Here is a 14,106-nt window from a genome sequence, read left to right on the forward strand (position 1 = left end):
AGACGCGCGGCCCGCAATATCCGGAAATGTCAGGAAGATTGGAGCGGGTGAAGGGAATCGAACCCTCGTCTTCAGCTTGGGAAGCTGCGGCTCTACCATTGAGCTACACCCGCATGAGCGCCCAGATATGCGATGCATCCGGGCGCGTCAAGCGCTCTTGCACGCTATCCGCGCCGTCTGCGCCGCCCACCGCCCTCGGGCGCGCCGCCCGCGTTAAAACTGACCGGCGGCAGGGTGACGACTTTGGCCAGTTCGGCAAAAGCGGCGGTCGCATGCGGGATCGCATTGGCGGCGACGAAATGTTCCTGAAAGCGCGGCTCGATCGCGGTTTCGATCTTCACGATCCGTTTTACCTGCGCCTCGATCGCACGGCGTGCGCTACGCGCGCACAAGGCCATACGTGCGCCGGTGCCCGCCGCATTGCCCGCCGAGGTCACCGCTTCAAGCGCCACATCGGGGATCATCCCCAGCACCATCGCATGTTTGGGGCTGATATGCGCGCCAAAGGCCCCGGCCAGAACCACCCGGTCCACCTGATCGACACCCATTTCATCCATCAAGAGCCGCGCCCCGGCATAAAGTGCCGATTTCGCAAGCTGGATCGCGCGGATATCGCCTTGGGTCACGGTCACGCGCGGCCCGTCGGGGCTGGCGTCATGGATCACATATTCATGCGTGCGTCCGGTGGCCACACAGCGCGGCGTGCCCACCTGTTCGGCCGAGCCAATCAGCCCGGACGGGTCCATAATGCCCGCGATGCGCATTTCGGCCACCGCCTCGATGATGCCCGACCCGCAGATGCCAGTGATCGTGGGCGTGCCAAAGGCGGGATCATCCGACCAATGGTCATTGCCGATGATGCGAAAGCGCGGTTCTTTCGTGACCGGATCGATCTCGATACGTTCAATCGCGCCCGGGGCCGCACGCTGCCCAGAGGAGATTTGGGCGCCTTCAAAGGCGGGACCGGTGGGGGAGGAACAGGCCAGCACCCGGGTCTTATTGCCCAAAAGAATCTCGGCATTGGTGCCCACATCGACGATGAGCGAAAGATCTTCGCGCGTCTCGGGTGCCTCAGACAGCGCGACCGCGGCGCAATCGGCGCCCACATGACCCGCGATCAGCGGCAGGATATAGGCGCGCGCCCCGGGGGCGAGCGGGGCAAGGCCGATCTCGGCGGCCTGCAGATGCAGCGCGTCGCCACTGGCCAGCGCAAAGGGGGCCTGACCCAGCTCGACCGGATCAAGGCCCAGCAGAAGGTGGTGCATCACCGGGTTGCACACCACCACCGCCTCGACCACGGCGGCGGCGTCCACCCCCGCTTCTTCGGCCAAAGCGGCGGCGAGCCCGGCCATTGCGCCGCGCACGGCCTCGGTCATTTCCTGCGCACCGCCGGGGTTCATCATCGCATAGGACACCCGGCTCATCAGGTCTTCGCCAAAGCGGATTTGCGGGTTCATCAGGCCGGACGAGGCCAGCACCCGCCCGTCGTCCAACGCCACCAGATGCCCCGCGATGGTGGTCGATCCCAGATCGATGGCCAGCCCGTAGAGCGGCGCCTCACGCAAACCGGGATAAAGCGCAACCAAACGCGGGGCGCTGCCGTCGCCCGCCTCATGCACGGCGGCGGTGACGCGCCAGCCGCCCTTGCGTAACGTGGTTTGCAGTCCCGACAGCACTGCAAGATCGGCGTGCAGCCCCTTGATGCCGAATGATTTTTCTAGCGCAGCGGCAAGCCGTTCAAAATCGCCCGACGGTTCGTGCATATCGGGTTCGGCCACTTCGACGTAGAGCGGGCGGGTGGCCGGGTCCATCACCATCACCCGTTCCGAGGCGCTTTTGCGGATCACCTGCCGGTGCACTTGGCTTTCGGCGGGCACATCAATCACCACATCGCCTTCGATCCGCGCCTGACAGCCCAGCCGCCGCCCCGGTTTCAGCCCCCGGATGCGGTCATAGCGTTCCTCGACCGCGTTGACGGGGCTGAGCGCCTCGGGGCCGACATGCAGCCCGTGTTTGGGAAAATCGCCATAGCCCGGCGCGACTTGGCATTTCGAACAGATGCCCCGCCCGCCGCAAACGGAATCAAGATCCACCCCCAAGGCCCGCGCCGCGGTCAGAACCGGCGTGCCCTTGGCCACCCGGCCACGCTTGCCCGAAGGCGTGAAAATCACCAATGCATCGTCCGACATCGTCGCGCTCCTTGTTGCGCCTTTCGTTCTAGGGCAGGGCTGGGCGAAGGCAAAGCCCGGCTGCGACCGCGCGCCGCAGCTTTTCGCCATCTCGCGCGGCGATCTGCCGGGCAGGGGCCGCCAAAGCCCCCAAATCGCCTGCGCCCACCCGCAAAAGCTTTCGCGCGGGGCTAACGCCCTTGCCGGCGGGCCATGAAGGCCAGCCGTTCGAACAAATGCACATCTTGCTCGTTCTTCAGCAGCGCACCATGCAGTTTCGGCAGCATTTGCCCCGGCTCGGCTTGCAAATCCTCGGGCCGCAGATCCTCGGCCAAGAGCAGCTTCAGCCAGTCCAGTACCTCCGAGGTGGAGGGTTTCTTCTTCAGCCCCGGAGTTTCGCGGATCTCGTAAAACCGGGTCAGCGCCGCCGACAAAAGCTGTTCTTTGATCTGCGGGAAATGCACCGCGACGATCTGTTTGAGCGTCTCGGCATCGGGAAAGCGGATGTAATGAAAGAAACACCGGCGCAAGAAAGCATCGGGCAGTTCTTTTTCGTTGTTCGAGGTGATGATGACAATCGGGCGATGCGCGGCCTGGATCGTCTCGCCGGTCTCGTAAACGTGAAACGCCATCTTATCGAGCTCTTGCAACAGATCGTTCGGAAATTCGATATCCGCCTTGTCGATCTCGTCGATCAGCAGCACCACCTTGCCCGGGGCTTCGAACGCCTGCCACAGCTTGCCCTTGCGGATGTAATTGCGCACGTCATTGACCCGCGCATCGCCCAATTGGCTGTCGCGCAGGCGCGAGACGGCATCGTATTCGTAAAGCCCCTGTTGCGCCTTGGTGGTGGATTTGATCGCCCACTCCAACATCGGCAACCCCAATGCTTGCGCGACTTGCCGGGCCAGTTCGGTCTTGCCGGTGCCCGGTTCGCCCTTGACCAAAAGCGGGCGTTCCAGCGCCACGGCGGCATTCACCGCCACCACAAGGTCGGGCGGGGCCACATAGCTGTCGGTCGAGGTGAATTGCACTGATCCGGTCTGCACGGGCGCCTCCATCATCGCGAAACCGCACCGTAGCGGCGCGCTGAAAGCCCCGCAAGCGCCAGCCCGGTTGTGACGCTGCGCGCCGCGCAGGAAATATGCCGCAGGTGCAAAACGGGGGGCAAAGGGGCGTGACAACTCGTCCCGACTGCGTTAATGGAGCGCCCAAGCGGCGCCGGGGGGGTGACGCCCCCTTTTACGACCGAGGGCATTAAATTGAGTGAAGCGATGAAAGCCGAGACCTTCCTTCCCGACGATTACCGGCCCGCCGAAGACGAGCCGTTCATGAACGATCGTCAGCTCGAATATTTCCGCCGCAAATTGCAAGCGTGGAAGGCCGAGTTGCTGGAGCAATCGCAAGAGACGCTCGACGGGCTCGCCGAATCGGCGCGCAACGTGCCGGATTTGGCGGATCGCGCCTCCGAAGAGACCGACCGGGCGCTGGAATTGCGCACCCGCGACCGGCAGCGCAAACTGGTCACCAAGATCGACGCGGCACTCCGTCGCATCGAAAATGGCGAATATGGCTATTGCGAAATGACCGGAGAACCTATCTCTCTGAAACGTCTTGATGCGCGCCCGATCGCCACGATGACGCTCGAAGCGCAAGAAAAGCACGAGCGCCGCGAACGTGTGCATCGCGACGACTGAAGCCGGACCGACGGGCCCGGGTGAGGCCTGATCAGCAAACTGCGCAGACATAGGCTTCACCGGTGACCGCAAGGCGCCGGTGAATTCATATGGAAAGGACGCGGGCGGTGCTGATCGGACGACGCGTAACAGTGATGGGGGCGGGGATTGCTGGGCTTGCGGTGGCGCGGGCCTTGGCGCTGCGCGGTGCGCAGGTCACCGTTTTGGAACAAGCCGATGCGATCCGCGAAGTGGGCGCTGGCATTCAGGTCTCGCCCAATGGGGCGCGGGTGTTGCGCGCGCTGGGGCTGGGCGATGCGCTGGAAACCACCGGGCCGCGCACCGAAGCGATTGAAATGCTGGATGGCGAGACCGGCAGCCGGGTGATCCGGCTGGATCTGGGCAAGCTGCGCCCCGGGGCGGAATACCGTCTGGTGCATCGCGCAAGGCTGATCGAGATTTTGGCGCAGGGCGCGCGCGAGGCGGGGGTCGAGATTACCCTTGGGTGCAAGGTCGAGGATGTCGACTTGTCCTCGGGCAAGCCCAAGCTGCTGACCGCGCGGGGGGAAACGCTTGAACCTGGCCTTTTGATCGGCGCCGATGGGCTGCATTCGCGGGTGCGCCGCGCGCTCAATGGCGAGTCGCGCCCGTTCTTTACCCATCAGGTGGCGTGGCGCGCGCTGGTGCCGTGCGACGATAATGAGCCGAAGGTGGCGCAGGTGTTCCTCGGTGCGGGTAAGCACCTTGTCACCTATCCGCTGGGCCGGGGGCTGCGCAATATCGTGGCGGTCGAGGAGCGCTGGCGCTGGGTCGAAGAAAGCTGGAACCTGCGCGATGATCCGCTGACCCTTCTGGCCGCGTTCGAAGAATTCTGCCCGAAGGTGCAAGACTGGCTGGAGGCGGTGAAGGAACCCTGGCTTTGGGGGCTTTTCCGCCATCCGGTCGCGCGCGTCTGGCAAGGCCGGGGCGCGGTGATCATGGGCGATGCGGCGCATCCCACCTTGCCGTTTTTGGCGCAGGGCGCGGTGATGGCGCTGGAAGATGCTTGGGTTTTGGCTCAGGCGCTGGCCAAACACGACAATGACGAGGTGGCGCTGGGCGTCTATCAATCGATGCGCGCGCGCCGCTGCAAGGCGATTGTCGAGGCCGCGAATGAAAACGCCCGCAATTACCACCTGTCGGGGTTCCAGCGCACCTTGGGCCATGCCGCCTTGCGGGTGGCCTCGCTGGTGGCGCCGGGGCAGGTGCTCAACCGCTATGACTGGGTGCATGGTCACGATGTGACCACGGAAATTTAGGGGCGCGACCTGAGGACCGGCTGGCGCTCAGCCTTCGCCGATCGCTTTTGCCAGCCCGTCGATCACCGCGGTGAAGGCCGCGCCGGTTTCATGCTGCGCCGCGGGGCATATGGCATGGGCCGCCTCGGCCACCAGCCCCATCAGGCTGGAGCCCCCCACCAGCACCACCGTGCCCACTTGGTCGGGCGCCACGCCGCCCTTGTGCAAGGTGTCCTGCACCGCCTCGGTCAGTTGGGCCCGCGCGCGCGCCAAAGACGCCGCCATCGAGCTGGCATCGATATCGGCATAAAGCCCGCGCTCGATCTTGCCCATGCGGATCATCGCACCGGCTTTGCCCCGGTTCGCCTCGATCTTGCCGCGCTCCACCGCGAAGGCCAGATCGTGCCCCAACTCATGCTCTAACACCGTTGCCAGCCGCCCCACCGCGCGCGGATCGACGGCCAGCTTCACCATTTTGGCCACGGCGGTGCGCGTTTCGCGGGTGTAAAGAAAGGGGATCTTCGCCCAACTTGCCAGATCGACGTAAAGATCGGCGGGAACGGGCAGCAATTCGGGGCCGAATTCGCGGCGCAACTGCCCGCCTTGGCCCAAAAGCGGCATCGCATGATCGAGCGCAATGGCGCGGTCGAAATCGGTCCCGCCCAGCCGGATGCCGTGGCTCGCGACGATCTCCACCCCGGTTTGCGTGCTGCGAAACAACGAAAAATCCGAGGTGCCGCCGCCAATATCGACAATCAGCCCCAGCGCCCCCGCCGGCAGGGCGGGGTTGGCGCGCGCGGCGGCCTCTGGCTCAAACAGAAAATCCACCGCGTCAAATCCGGCCCCAAGGTAGCAGGCGCGCAAATCCGCCTCGGCCTGCGCATCGCGGGCGGGATCGGCGTGAAAATGCACGGGCCGCCCCGAAAGCGCGCGGGTGAAGTGCTGCCCGGTTGCAGTTTCGGCGCGGGTTTTTACCGTGCGTAGGAATTCGGTGACAACTTGGGCCAGCGTGCGGCGTTTGCCGCCCACAAGCCGCGCGTCATGAAACAGCCGCGTTCCCAGAACCGATTTCAGCGCCCGCATATAGCGGCCCTCTTCGCCCTCGGTCAGCGCGGTTGCGGCGGCGCTGCCGATCAGCATTGGCCCCTTGTCGGCGGGAAAAAACACCGCCGTCGGCAGCACATCGCCCCCGTCTTCAAGCGGTATGCGGCGCACGGCCCCCGCGTCCCACACCGCGACGGCGGAGTTCGAGGTGCCGAAATCCACGGCCAATGTCTGTTGCATGCATCCCTCCGAACCAAAGCCCCGGCGCCTATCGTGTTTGCGCGCGCTGGACAAGCCCCGCGCGGCGTGCATAGTGTGGCGTTGCGACAGGGGCGTCCGGGCAACCGGGCTGAGAAGCACCCTTTGAACCTGAACCAGATCATGCTGGCGTAGGGAGTCCGTCCACCGGCCCGCGGCCCTGTCGTGTCGCGCTGCCGGTGCGGCCTCTCACGTCACGAGAGGACCGGATGACCCAAAGCGACCCGAAAGACTGGGGGCACTATCTTGCCCAGATGCGCGCGACGGCGCCGCTTGTGCACAACATCACCAATTTCGTGGCGATGAATGTGATGGCGAATGTGCAACTGGCGGCGGGGGCGTCGCCAGCGATGGTGCATGCCCTTGAAGAGGTAGAGGAATTCGCAGAGCTTGCGCCCGCGCTGACGGTCAATATCGGCACCGCCGATGGCGCTTGGGCGGCGGGGATGATGCGCGCGGCGCAGGTGATGGTGCGGCGCAAGCGGCCTTGGGTGCTGGACCCCGTGGGCGTCGGCGCAACGGCCTATCGCAAAGAGCTATGCGCCGGGCTGGTGGCGCTTAATCCCAGTGTGATCCGGGGCAATGCGTCGGAAATTCTGGCGCTGGCCGGGCAGGGCGGGCAGGCGCGCGGCGTGGATGCGGGCGATGCGGTGGCCGCAGCCGAGGCGGCGGCGCGCGTGCTGGCAGGGCGCACGGGCGGCGTGGTCGCCGTGTCCGGCCCGGTTGATTTCGTCACCGATGGCACGCGCGCGGCGCATATCGCCAATGGCCATGCGCTGATGCCACGCGTCACGGTGCTGGGCTGTTCGCTGAACGGGGTGATCGGGGCCTTTCTTGTGGGCCAGCCGGTGTTCGAGGCCACGGTGGCGGCGCTGGCCTATTACGGGCTGGCGGGCGAACAAGCGGGTGCCGTGGCACAGGGGCCGGGCAGTTTTCAGCCCGCCTTTTTGGATGCTTTGGCCGCGCTCACGCCCGAGGCGGTCACCGCAGGCGCCAAGGTCGATCTGGCATGAGCGGGCCGATCTATATGATCACCGATCCGGGCGCGCCCTTGGATGTGGCCGGCCAAGCCCGCGCGGCGGCGCGCGGCGGCGCGGGGTGGGTGCAATTGCGAGACAAGACGGCGAGCGATGCCGATCTGCTGGATTTGGCGCGCCTCTTGTTGCCCGAAATGCGCGCACTGGGCGCGAAGCTTGTCATCAATGACCGGATCGCCGTTGCGATTGCCGCCGGGGCGGACGGGCTGCATATCGGGCAGGGCGACGGTGATCCGCAGGCGATCCGTGCCCGGATCGGCCCCGATCGGATCTTGGGGCTGTCCATCGAAACGCTGGCGCAGGCGCGCGCTTTGCCCAAAGGGGTCGATTACATCGGCGCGGGGCCCGTGCGCGCCACGGCGACCAAACCCGACGCCGCCGCCCCTATCGGCTTTGACGGCTTGGCCGAAATCGCGCGTGCCGTGCCAGTGCCCTGTTACGCCATTGGCGGGTTGGGGCGCGGCGATATCGCGGCGCTGAAATCGGCTGGCGCGGCCGGGATGGCGGTGGTTTCGGCCATTACCCGCGCGCCCGATCCCACCGCCGCCACCCAAGCGCTTGTGCAAGACTGGAGCCAGAGATGATCCCCAATATCTTGTCCATCGCCGGGTCGGACCCTTCGGGCGGCGCCGGTATTCAGGCCGATCTGAAGGCGATTTCGGCCAATGGCGGCTATGCGATGGCGGCGCTGACAGCGCTCACTGCGCAAAATACAAAAGGCGTGCGCGCGGTCGATCTGATCCGGCCCGAAATGGTCACGGCGCAAATCGCCGCGATCCGGGAAGATATCCGCATCGATGCAGTCAAAATCGGCATGCTGGGCAGTGCCGATCTGATTGCCGCCGTGGTTGCGGCGCTGGCGGGCCTTTCGGTGCCGGTGGTGCTCGATCCGGTGATGGTGGCCAAGGGCGGCGACCGGCTTTTGGCAGCAGAGGCGGTGACTGCCTTGCGCAAGGGGATGGTGCCGCGCGCCGCCGTGATCACCCCCAACCTGCCGGAAGCCGCCGATCTGCTGGGCTGCGCGGTGGCGCAAAGCCGGTCTGAGATGCGCGATCAGGCGCGCGGGCTGCGGGTGATGGGGGCGCGGGCGGTCTATCTGAAAGGCGGGCATCTGGGCGGCACAGACAGCCCCGATCTGCTGCTCGATGGCGATGGCGAGACATGGTTTGAAGGCGCGCGCCATGCCACGGCGAACACCCATGGCACGGGCTGCACCCTGTCTTCGGCGCTGGCCACCCAATTGGCCCGCACCCCCAACTTGCGCACCGCCGCGCAAGCCGCGCGCGCCTATACCCACCGCGCGATTGCCGCAGCCGATGGGCTGTCGGTCGGCCATGGTCATGGCCCGCTGGATCATTTCTTTGCTGCAAGAGGCTGATATGAAAACCTTTCTTCTTTTTTCGCTTTTGGCCACTGTGGCCATGCCCGCGCGGGCCGAGGCACCGCTGTCGGTGATGTTGGATTGGTTCGTGAACCCCGATCATGGCCCGATCATCGTCGCGCAAGAGCGGGGCTATTTCACCGATGCCGGGCTGGATGTGACGATCATCTCGCCCGCAGATCCCGCCGATCCGCCGAAGATGGCCGCTGCCGGTCAGGTGGATATTGCCGTCAGCTACCAGCCGCAGCTTTACTTGGCCCATGACGCGGGGCTTGATCTCAAACGCGTGGGCACGCTGATCGACAGCCCGCTTTATTGCGTGATGGTCGATGCCGCCGGGCCGGTGCAGACAATGGCGGATCTGAAGGGGCGCACCATCGGCTTTTCGCTGGCGGGCATCGAAGAGGCTTTGCTGCACCGGATGCTGCGCTTCAACGGGGTCGAACCGAGTCAGACCACGCAGATCAATGTCAATTTCGCGCTGACCCCGGCCTTGGTGGCGGGGCAGGTCGAAGCTGTTTCGGGCGCATTTCGCAATTTCGAACTGCATCAGATGGCGGCGGCAGGTCATGAAGGGCACTGCTTCTTGCCCGAAGAAAACGGTGTGCCGCCTTATGACGAGCTGATCTATGTCGCGCGCGCCGATGCGGCGGGCGATGACCGGATCGCCCGATTTCTGGCCGCCACGGCGCGCGCAGCAACCGAGATTGCCGCCGATCCGGCGCAGGGCTGGGCGGATTTCAAAGGCTATGCCGCCGAATTGGAAGACCCGCTCAATGCCAAGGCCTGGGTGGATAGCTGGCCGCATTTCGCGCTTGATCCGGCGGCGCTGGACCGCGACCGCTATGCTGCCTTTGGCGCGTTTCTGGCCGAAAGCGGGCTGATCGCGGCGGCGCCTGCGGTGGATGCCATCGCACAATGAGCGTGGCGCGCCTGCAAGGCCGGGTGATCTTGGCGGATCGGGTTTTGGTGTCGGGGCTCGATCTGCGCCTTGCGCCGGGGTGGACCTGTTTGCTGGGGGCCTCGGGCGCGGGGAAATCCACGCTGTTGCGGCTTTTGGCCGGGCTGCCCACGGCGGCGCGGCTAGAGGGCGCGCGCGTTGCGCCCGACCGCATCGGCTGGATGGCGCAAAGCGATCTGTTGCAGCCAAGGCTTTCGGTCTTGGGCAATTTGCGGCTGATGGCGCGGCTGCGCGGGGAAACCCTGTCCGCCCCCCGCGCCGAGGCGCTTTTGGCCGAGGTCGGGCTGGCGGGGCGGGGTGCGGCGTCCCCGGCGGATTTATCGGGCGGCGAGCGGCAGCGGCTTGCGCTTGCCCGCACGCTTTCCGAAGAGGCGCCGCTTGTGGCCTTGGATGAACCCTTTTCCGCGCTGGATGTCCCCACCCGCGCGATGATGCACGAGCTTGCCCATGCGCGGCTGGCGGGCCGGGCGGTGGTGATGGTGACCCATGACCCGCAAGAAGCGTTGCGGCTGGGCGCGCAGATTTTGGCTTTACGCGGGGGCGAGGTGGTCCATCTGCCCGCGCTGCCCGGTCCGCACCCCGTGGATTTGGCCGATCCGGCGCTGGCGCGTGCGGCGGCGGCGCTGGTGGCGCAGATGCGGGGGGCGGCGGCATGAGCCGGATTTTGGCCTTTTTGCTGCCGCTGGCCCTGTGGCAGGCGCTGACGGGGCTGGGGCTGGTCGCCCCCTTCATCTTGCCCGCGCCGGTTGATGTGGCGCGCGTGCTTTGGACCGAGGCGGCGGTGATTGTTCCGCATGCGGGGGTGACGCTGCGCGAGGTGCTGACGGGGCTGGCGCTTGGGCTGGCCTTGGGCGTCAGCCTTGCCGTGGCCATGGCGCTGTCATCGTTTCTGTCGCGGCTTTTGGGGCCGCTTCTCAGCGCCAGCCAAGCGCTGCCGGTCTTTGTGTTGGCGCCGGTGCTGACGCTGTGGCTGGGCTATGGCCTCGGGCCCAAGGTGGCGATGGTGGTTTTGCTGGTGGTCTTCCCGGTCGCCTCGGGCCTTTATGATGGGCTGTGCGCCACGCCCGAGCCGGTGCGCGATTTGGCACGCATCACCCGCGCCCATCCGTTGCGCGCGCTCATTTGGCTGCGGCTGCCCCATGCCTTGCCGCATTTGGGGGCGGGGCTGCGCATCGCGGTGACCTATGCGCCCACCGGCGCGGTGATCGGCGAATGGGTCGGCGCGTCGAAGGGGTTGGGCTATCTGATGTTGATGGCCAATGCCCGGATGCGCACCGAACTGATGTTTGCCGCGCTGATCGTGATCGTGGCCATGACGCTGGTGCTCAACTTGGCCACCAGCCGGGCCCTGCGCCGGTTCGGGATGTGATTACGCGTCCAGATCGATCCAGATCGGCACATGGTCCGAGGGTTTCTCGCCCCCGCGCACATCCTTGTCGATGCCAACCTCGCGCAGCAAATCCGCCGCTTGCGGGCTCAGCAACAGATGATCGATGCGAATGCCGTTATTGCGTTGCCACGCGCCAGCTTGGTAATCCCAAAACGTATAATGCCCCGGCCCGGCGACGCGGGCGCGGAACGCATCGGTCAGCCCCAGATGCAACAGCCGCCGAAACGCCGCGCGGGTTTCGGGCAAAGCCAGCGCATCGTCGCGCCAGGCTTCGGGCTTGGCGGCATCTTCATCTTGCGGGATCACATTGTAATCGCCCAAGAACACCAGCGGCTCTTCGGTGGCGAGCAGCGCTTGCACCCGCGCGTGCATCCGCGCCATCCATGCCAGTTTGTAGTCATATTTCGGCCCCGGCGCGGGGTTGCCATTGGGCAGGTAAAGCCCGCAAATCCGCACCGCGCGACTGCCCACCACCGTCGCCTCGATCCAGCGGGCCTGTGCGTCGCTGTCATCGCCGGGCAGGCCACAGGTCACATCTTCCAGCAGAAAGCGGCTCAACAGCGCCACCCCGTTAAAGCTTTTCTGCCCATGGGTGACGACCTGATAGCCCAGACCATCCAGCACCTCATGCGGGAAGGCGTCATCGGTCGATTTGATCTCTTGCAGCGCCACCACATCGGGCTCGGCTGCCTTCAACCATGCGGGCAGCGCCTGCGCGCGCGCCTTGATTCCATTGATGTTGAAACTGGCGATTTTCATGCGCGTCTCCCTTTCCGCCTTGATAGAAGGCGGGGCGGCAGAAGAAAAGAGAGCGCGCGATCAGGAGGCGCGGCGGGGCAGCGCGCGGCTGCGGGTCGCCGCGCGGCGGCAGCAGCGGTCATGCGGATCGGTCAGATCGGCGCAATCCCAGCCATTCGCGCCTTCGGCGCAACAATCCTTTATGTCGAGATGTTTGGCGCGGTCGCGCGCGGTAAACAGAGGCACCCCGCAATAGGGGCAAAGAACGGTTTCGCCTTTTGTGGCGGCAGTGGTCTTCGCGGCAGTCTCGGCCCTTCCCATGGCACACTCCTGTTTCGGAGGCGCAACCTTGCGGCCCGCGTCCCTTCGCCACAACGCGTTCCTCCAAGCGCGCCGGGCCAATACGTTTCATTCTGGAACAATATTATTAATAAATCCATGATCCGGATCAATGTGCCCTTTTCGCAGGTGTCACGGCCGCGCGCTGCCGTCTTGCGCCCGGTGCCGGTCGCGGCGCGGTGGACATTGGCCCCATTGCCCCGCGCGCGGCCTTGCGGTAAAGGCGCGCCATGAGCAACGCACCCGTCCTCCCGCCCGAAATCGCCCGTCGTCGGACCTTCGCGATCATCTCGCACCCCGACGCAGGCAAGACCACGCTGACCGAAAAGTTCCTGCTTTTCGGGGGCGCGATCCAAATGGCGGGTCAGGTGCGAGCCAAGGGCGAGGCGCGGCGCACGCGCTCGGACTTTATGAAGCTGGAACAAGACCGGGGCATCTCGGTTTCGGCCTCGGCGATGAGCTTTGAATTCCGCAACTATCGCTTCAACCTTGTGGACACCCCCGGCCACAGCGACTTTTCCGAAGATACCTATCGCACGCTGACCGCGGTGGATGCAGCGATCATGGTGATTGACGGGGCGAAGGGGGTGGAAAGCCAGACGCGCAAGCTCTTTGAGGTCTGCCGTCTGCGCGATCTGCCGATCTTGACCTTCTGTAACAAGATGGACCGCGAAAGCCGCGACACGTTCGAGATCATCGACGAGATCCAAGAAAACCTTGCCATCGATGTGGCGCCCGCAAGCTGGCCGATTGGGCAGGGGCGCGATTTCTTGGGCTGCTATGACATTTTGCACGACCGTCTGGAATTGATGGACCGGGCCGACCGCAACAAGGTCGCTGAAAGCATCAAGATCGAGGGGCTGGATGACCCCAAATTGGCCGAGCATGTGCCCGCCGAACAATTGGAGCAGTTGCGCGAAGAATTGGAAATGGCGCGAGAACTGCTACCCAAATTCGACCGGCAAAGCTTCCTTGAGGGGCATTTGACGCCGATCTGGTTTGGCTCGGCCATCAACAGCTTTGGCGTGAAAGAGTTGATGGATGGCATGGGCGAATATGGCCCCGAGCCGCAGCCGCAACGCGCCGCCGAGCGCCAGATTTCCGCCGATGAAAAGAAGGTCGCGGGTTTTGTGTTCAAGGTTCAGGCGAACATGGACCCCAAGCACCGCGACCGGGTCGCCTTTGTGCGCCTTGCCTCGGGGCATTTCAACCGCGGTATGAAGCTTTTGCATGTGCGTTCAGGCAAGCCGATGGCAGTGTCGAACCCGGTGCTGTTTCTGGCCGCAGACCGCGAATTGGCCGAAGAGGCATGGGCGGGCGATATCATCGGCATTCCGAACCACGGGCAATTGCGCATTGGCGACGCCCTGACCGAAGGGGAGAAGCTGCGCTTCACCGGCATCCCGTCCTTTGCGCCCGAACTCTTGCAATCGGTCCGCTCGACCGACCCGATGAAGGGCAAGCATCTGGAAAAAGCACTGATGCAATTCGCCGAAGAGGGCGCGGCGAAAGTGTTCAAACCCGCCATCGGCTCGGGCTTTATTGTCGGCGTGGTCGGCGCTTTGCAATTTGACGTGCTCGCCAGCCGGATCGAGCTGGAATACGGCATCCCGGTGCGGTTTGAGCCGAGCCAATTCACCTCGGCGCGCTGGGTGCAGGGGCCGAAGGATTTGGTCGACAAGCTGGTGAACGTGAACAAGCAGCACATCGCCCATGACCATGATGGCGACACCGTCTTTTTGACCCGCCTGCAATGGGACATCGATCGCGTCGTGCGCGATTATGAAGGCGTGACGCTGAGCGCGACGAAGGAAATGATGCAGTAAACTTGACAAGG

The 14,106-nt window shown here is 65.0% G+C and carries 14 protein-coding genes, 1 tRNA gene and 1 riboswitch; of the genes, 9 read left to right on the forward strand and 6 right to left on the reverse strand.

Going from position 1 to position 14,106, the window contains the following annotated elements; all coding sequences use genetic code 11:
• Positions 1 to 39 precede the first annotated feature (39 nt).
• The 3 genes from CKO11_RS10135 to CKO11_RS10145 all read right to left on the reverse strand — a co-directional run bounded on the left by CKO11_RS10135 (position 40) and on the right by CKO11_RS10145 (position 3,202).
• Positions 40 to 113: transfer RNA gene (locus tag CKO11_RS10135), tRNA-Gly, on the reverse strand.
• Positions 114 to 164: 51 nt separating this feature from the next.
• Positions 165 to 2,189, reverse strand: coding sequence for an ASKHA domain-containing protein (locus tag CKO11_RS10140; protein ID WP_223637748.1), 2,025 nt, complete (start codon positions 2,187 to 2,189; stop codon positions 165 to 167).
• A gap of 170 nt (positions 2,190 to 2,359) precedes the next feature.
• The gene (locus CKO11_RS10145; protein ID WP_223637923.1) at positions 2,360 to 3,202 is read right to left on the reverse strand and encodes an AAA family ATPase; all 843 of its coding nucleotides are present in this window, start codon (positions 3,200 to 3,202) and stop codon (positions 2,360 to 2,362) included.
• Between the two features lie 240 nt (positions 3,203 to 3,442).
• Between CKO11_RS10145 and dksA the strand changes: the two genes are divergently transcribed.
• Positions 3,443 to 3,865 (forward strand): RNA polymerase-binding protein DksA, encoded by a 423-nt coding sequence (gene dksA / locus CKO11_RS10150; RefSeq protein ID WP_223637926.1) that lies wholly within the window; start codon positions 3,443 to 3,445, stop codon positions 3,863 to 3,865.
• A gap of 89 nt (positions 3,866 to 3,954) precedes the next feature.
• Positions 3,955 to 5,142, forward strand: coding sequence for an FAD-dependent monooxygenase (locus CKO11_RS10155; protein ID WP_223637750.1), 1,188 nt, complete (start codon positions 3,955 to 3,957; stop codon positions 5,140 to 5,142).
• A 27-nt stretch (positions 5,143 to 5,169) separates the two neighbouring features.
• Here CKO11_RS10155 and CKO11_RS10160 read toward each other — a convergent pair whose 3' ends face one another.
• Positions 5,170 to 6,405 (reverse strand): Hsp70 family protein, encoded by a 1,236-nt coding sequence (locus CKO11_RS10160; protein WP_223637759.1) that lies wholly within the window; start codon positions 6,403 to 6,405, stop codon positions 5,170 to 5,172.
• Between the two features lie 78 nt (positions 6,406 to 6,483).
• A riboswitch (TPP riboswitch) is annotated at positions 6,484 to 6,578 on the forward strand.
• Between the two features lie 54 nt (positions 6,579 to 6,632).
• On the opposite strand from CKO11_RS10160, the gene thiM reads away from it, so the two are divergent.
• From thiM to CKO11_RS10190, 6 genes are read left to right on the forward strand one after another with little or no spacing between them, the layout of a single operon-like run.
• Complete coding sequence (thiM, locus tag CKO11_RS10165; protein ID WP_223637762.1) at positions 6,633 to 7,436, forward strand: hydroxyethylthiazole kinase; 804 nt, start codon at positions 6,633 to 6,635, stop codon at positions 7,434 to 7,436.
• Positions 7,433 to 8,044, forward strand: a complete 612-nt coding sequence (gene thiE, locus CKO11_RS10170; RefSeq protein ID WP_223637766.1) for a thiamine phosphate synthase — start codon at positions 7,433 to 7,435, stop codon at positions 8,042 to 8,044. The genes thiM and thiE overlap by 4 nt, the downstream gene beginning before the upstream one ends.
• Positions 8,041 to 8,838 (forward strand): bifunctional hydroxymethylpyrimidine kinase/phosphomethylpyrimidine kinase, encoded by a 798-nt coding sequence (gene thiD, locus CKO11_RS10175; RefSeq protein WP_223637769.1) that lies wholly within the window; start codon positions 8,041 to 8,043, stop codon positions 8,836 to 8,838. The genes thiE and thiD overlap by 4 nt, the downstream gene beginning before the upstream one ends.
• Position 8,839: 1 nt before the next feature.
• The gene (locus CKO11_RS10180; protein ID WP_223637771.1) at positions 8,840 to 9,763 is read left to right on the forward strand and encodes an ABC transporter substrate-binding protein; all 924 of its coding nucleotides are present in this window, start codon (positions 8,840 to 8,842) and stop codon (positions 9,761 to 9,763) included.
• Positions 9,760 to 10,458 carry an ATP-binding cassette domain-containing protein gene (locus tag CKO11_RS10185; protein WP_223637773.1) on the forward strand — a complete coding sequence of 233 codons (699 nt, stop codon included), beginning with the start codon at positions 9,760 to 9,762 and terminating at the stop codon, positions 10,456 to 10,458. Before CKO11_RS10180 ends, CKO11_RS10185 begins: the two co-directional genes overlap by 4 nt.
• Positions 10,455 to 11,171, forward strand: a complete 717-nt coding sequence (locus CKO11_RS10190; protein WP_223637775.1) for an ABC transporter permease — start codon at positions 10,455 to 10,457, stop codon at positions 11,169 to 11,171. Before CKO11_RS10185 ends, CKO11_RS10190 begins: the two co-directional genes overlap by 4 nt.
• On the opposite strand, the gene xth is transcribed toward CKO11_RS10190, so the two are convergent.
• Positions 11,172 to 11,951 (reverse strand): exodeoxyribonuclease III, encoded by a 780-nt coding sequence (gene xth / locus CKO11_RS10195; RefSeq protein ID WP_223637776.1) that lies wholly within the window; start codon positions 11,949 to 11,951, stop codon positions 11,172 to 11,174. It lies immediately after the preceding gene.
• Between the two features lie 60 nt (positions 11,952 to 12,011).
• A complete protein-coding gene (locus CKO11_RS10200; protein ID WP_223637778.1) occupies positions 12,012 to 12,251 on the reverse strand; it encodes a hypothetical protein in 240 nt (79 codons plus the stop codon).
• A 248-nt stretch (positions 12,252 to 12,499) separates the two neighbouring features.
• Here CKO11_RS10200 and CKO11_RS10205 point away from each other — a divergent pair, with 248 nt between their 5' ends.
• The gene (locus CKO11_RS10205) at positions 12,500 to 14,095 is read left to right on the forward strand and encodes a peptide chain release factor 3 (protein WP_223637780.1); all 1,596 of its coding nucleotides are present in this window, start codon (positions 12,500 to 12,502) and stop codon (positions 14,093 to 14,095) included.
• Positions 14,096 to 14,106 lie beyond the last annotated feature (11 nt).

The organism is Rhodobacter sp. TJ_12 (assembly GCF_020023995.1).
Lineage (GTDB): Bacteria > Pseudomonadota > Alphaproteobacteria > Rhodobacterales > Rhodobacteraceae > Rhodobacter.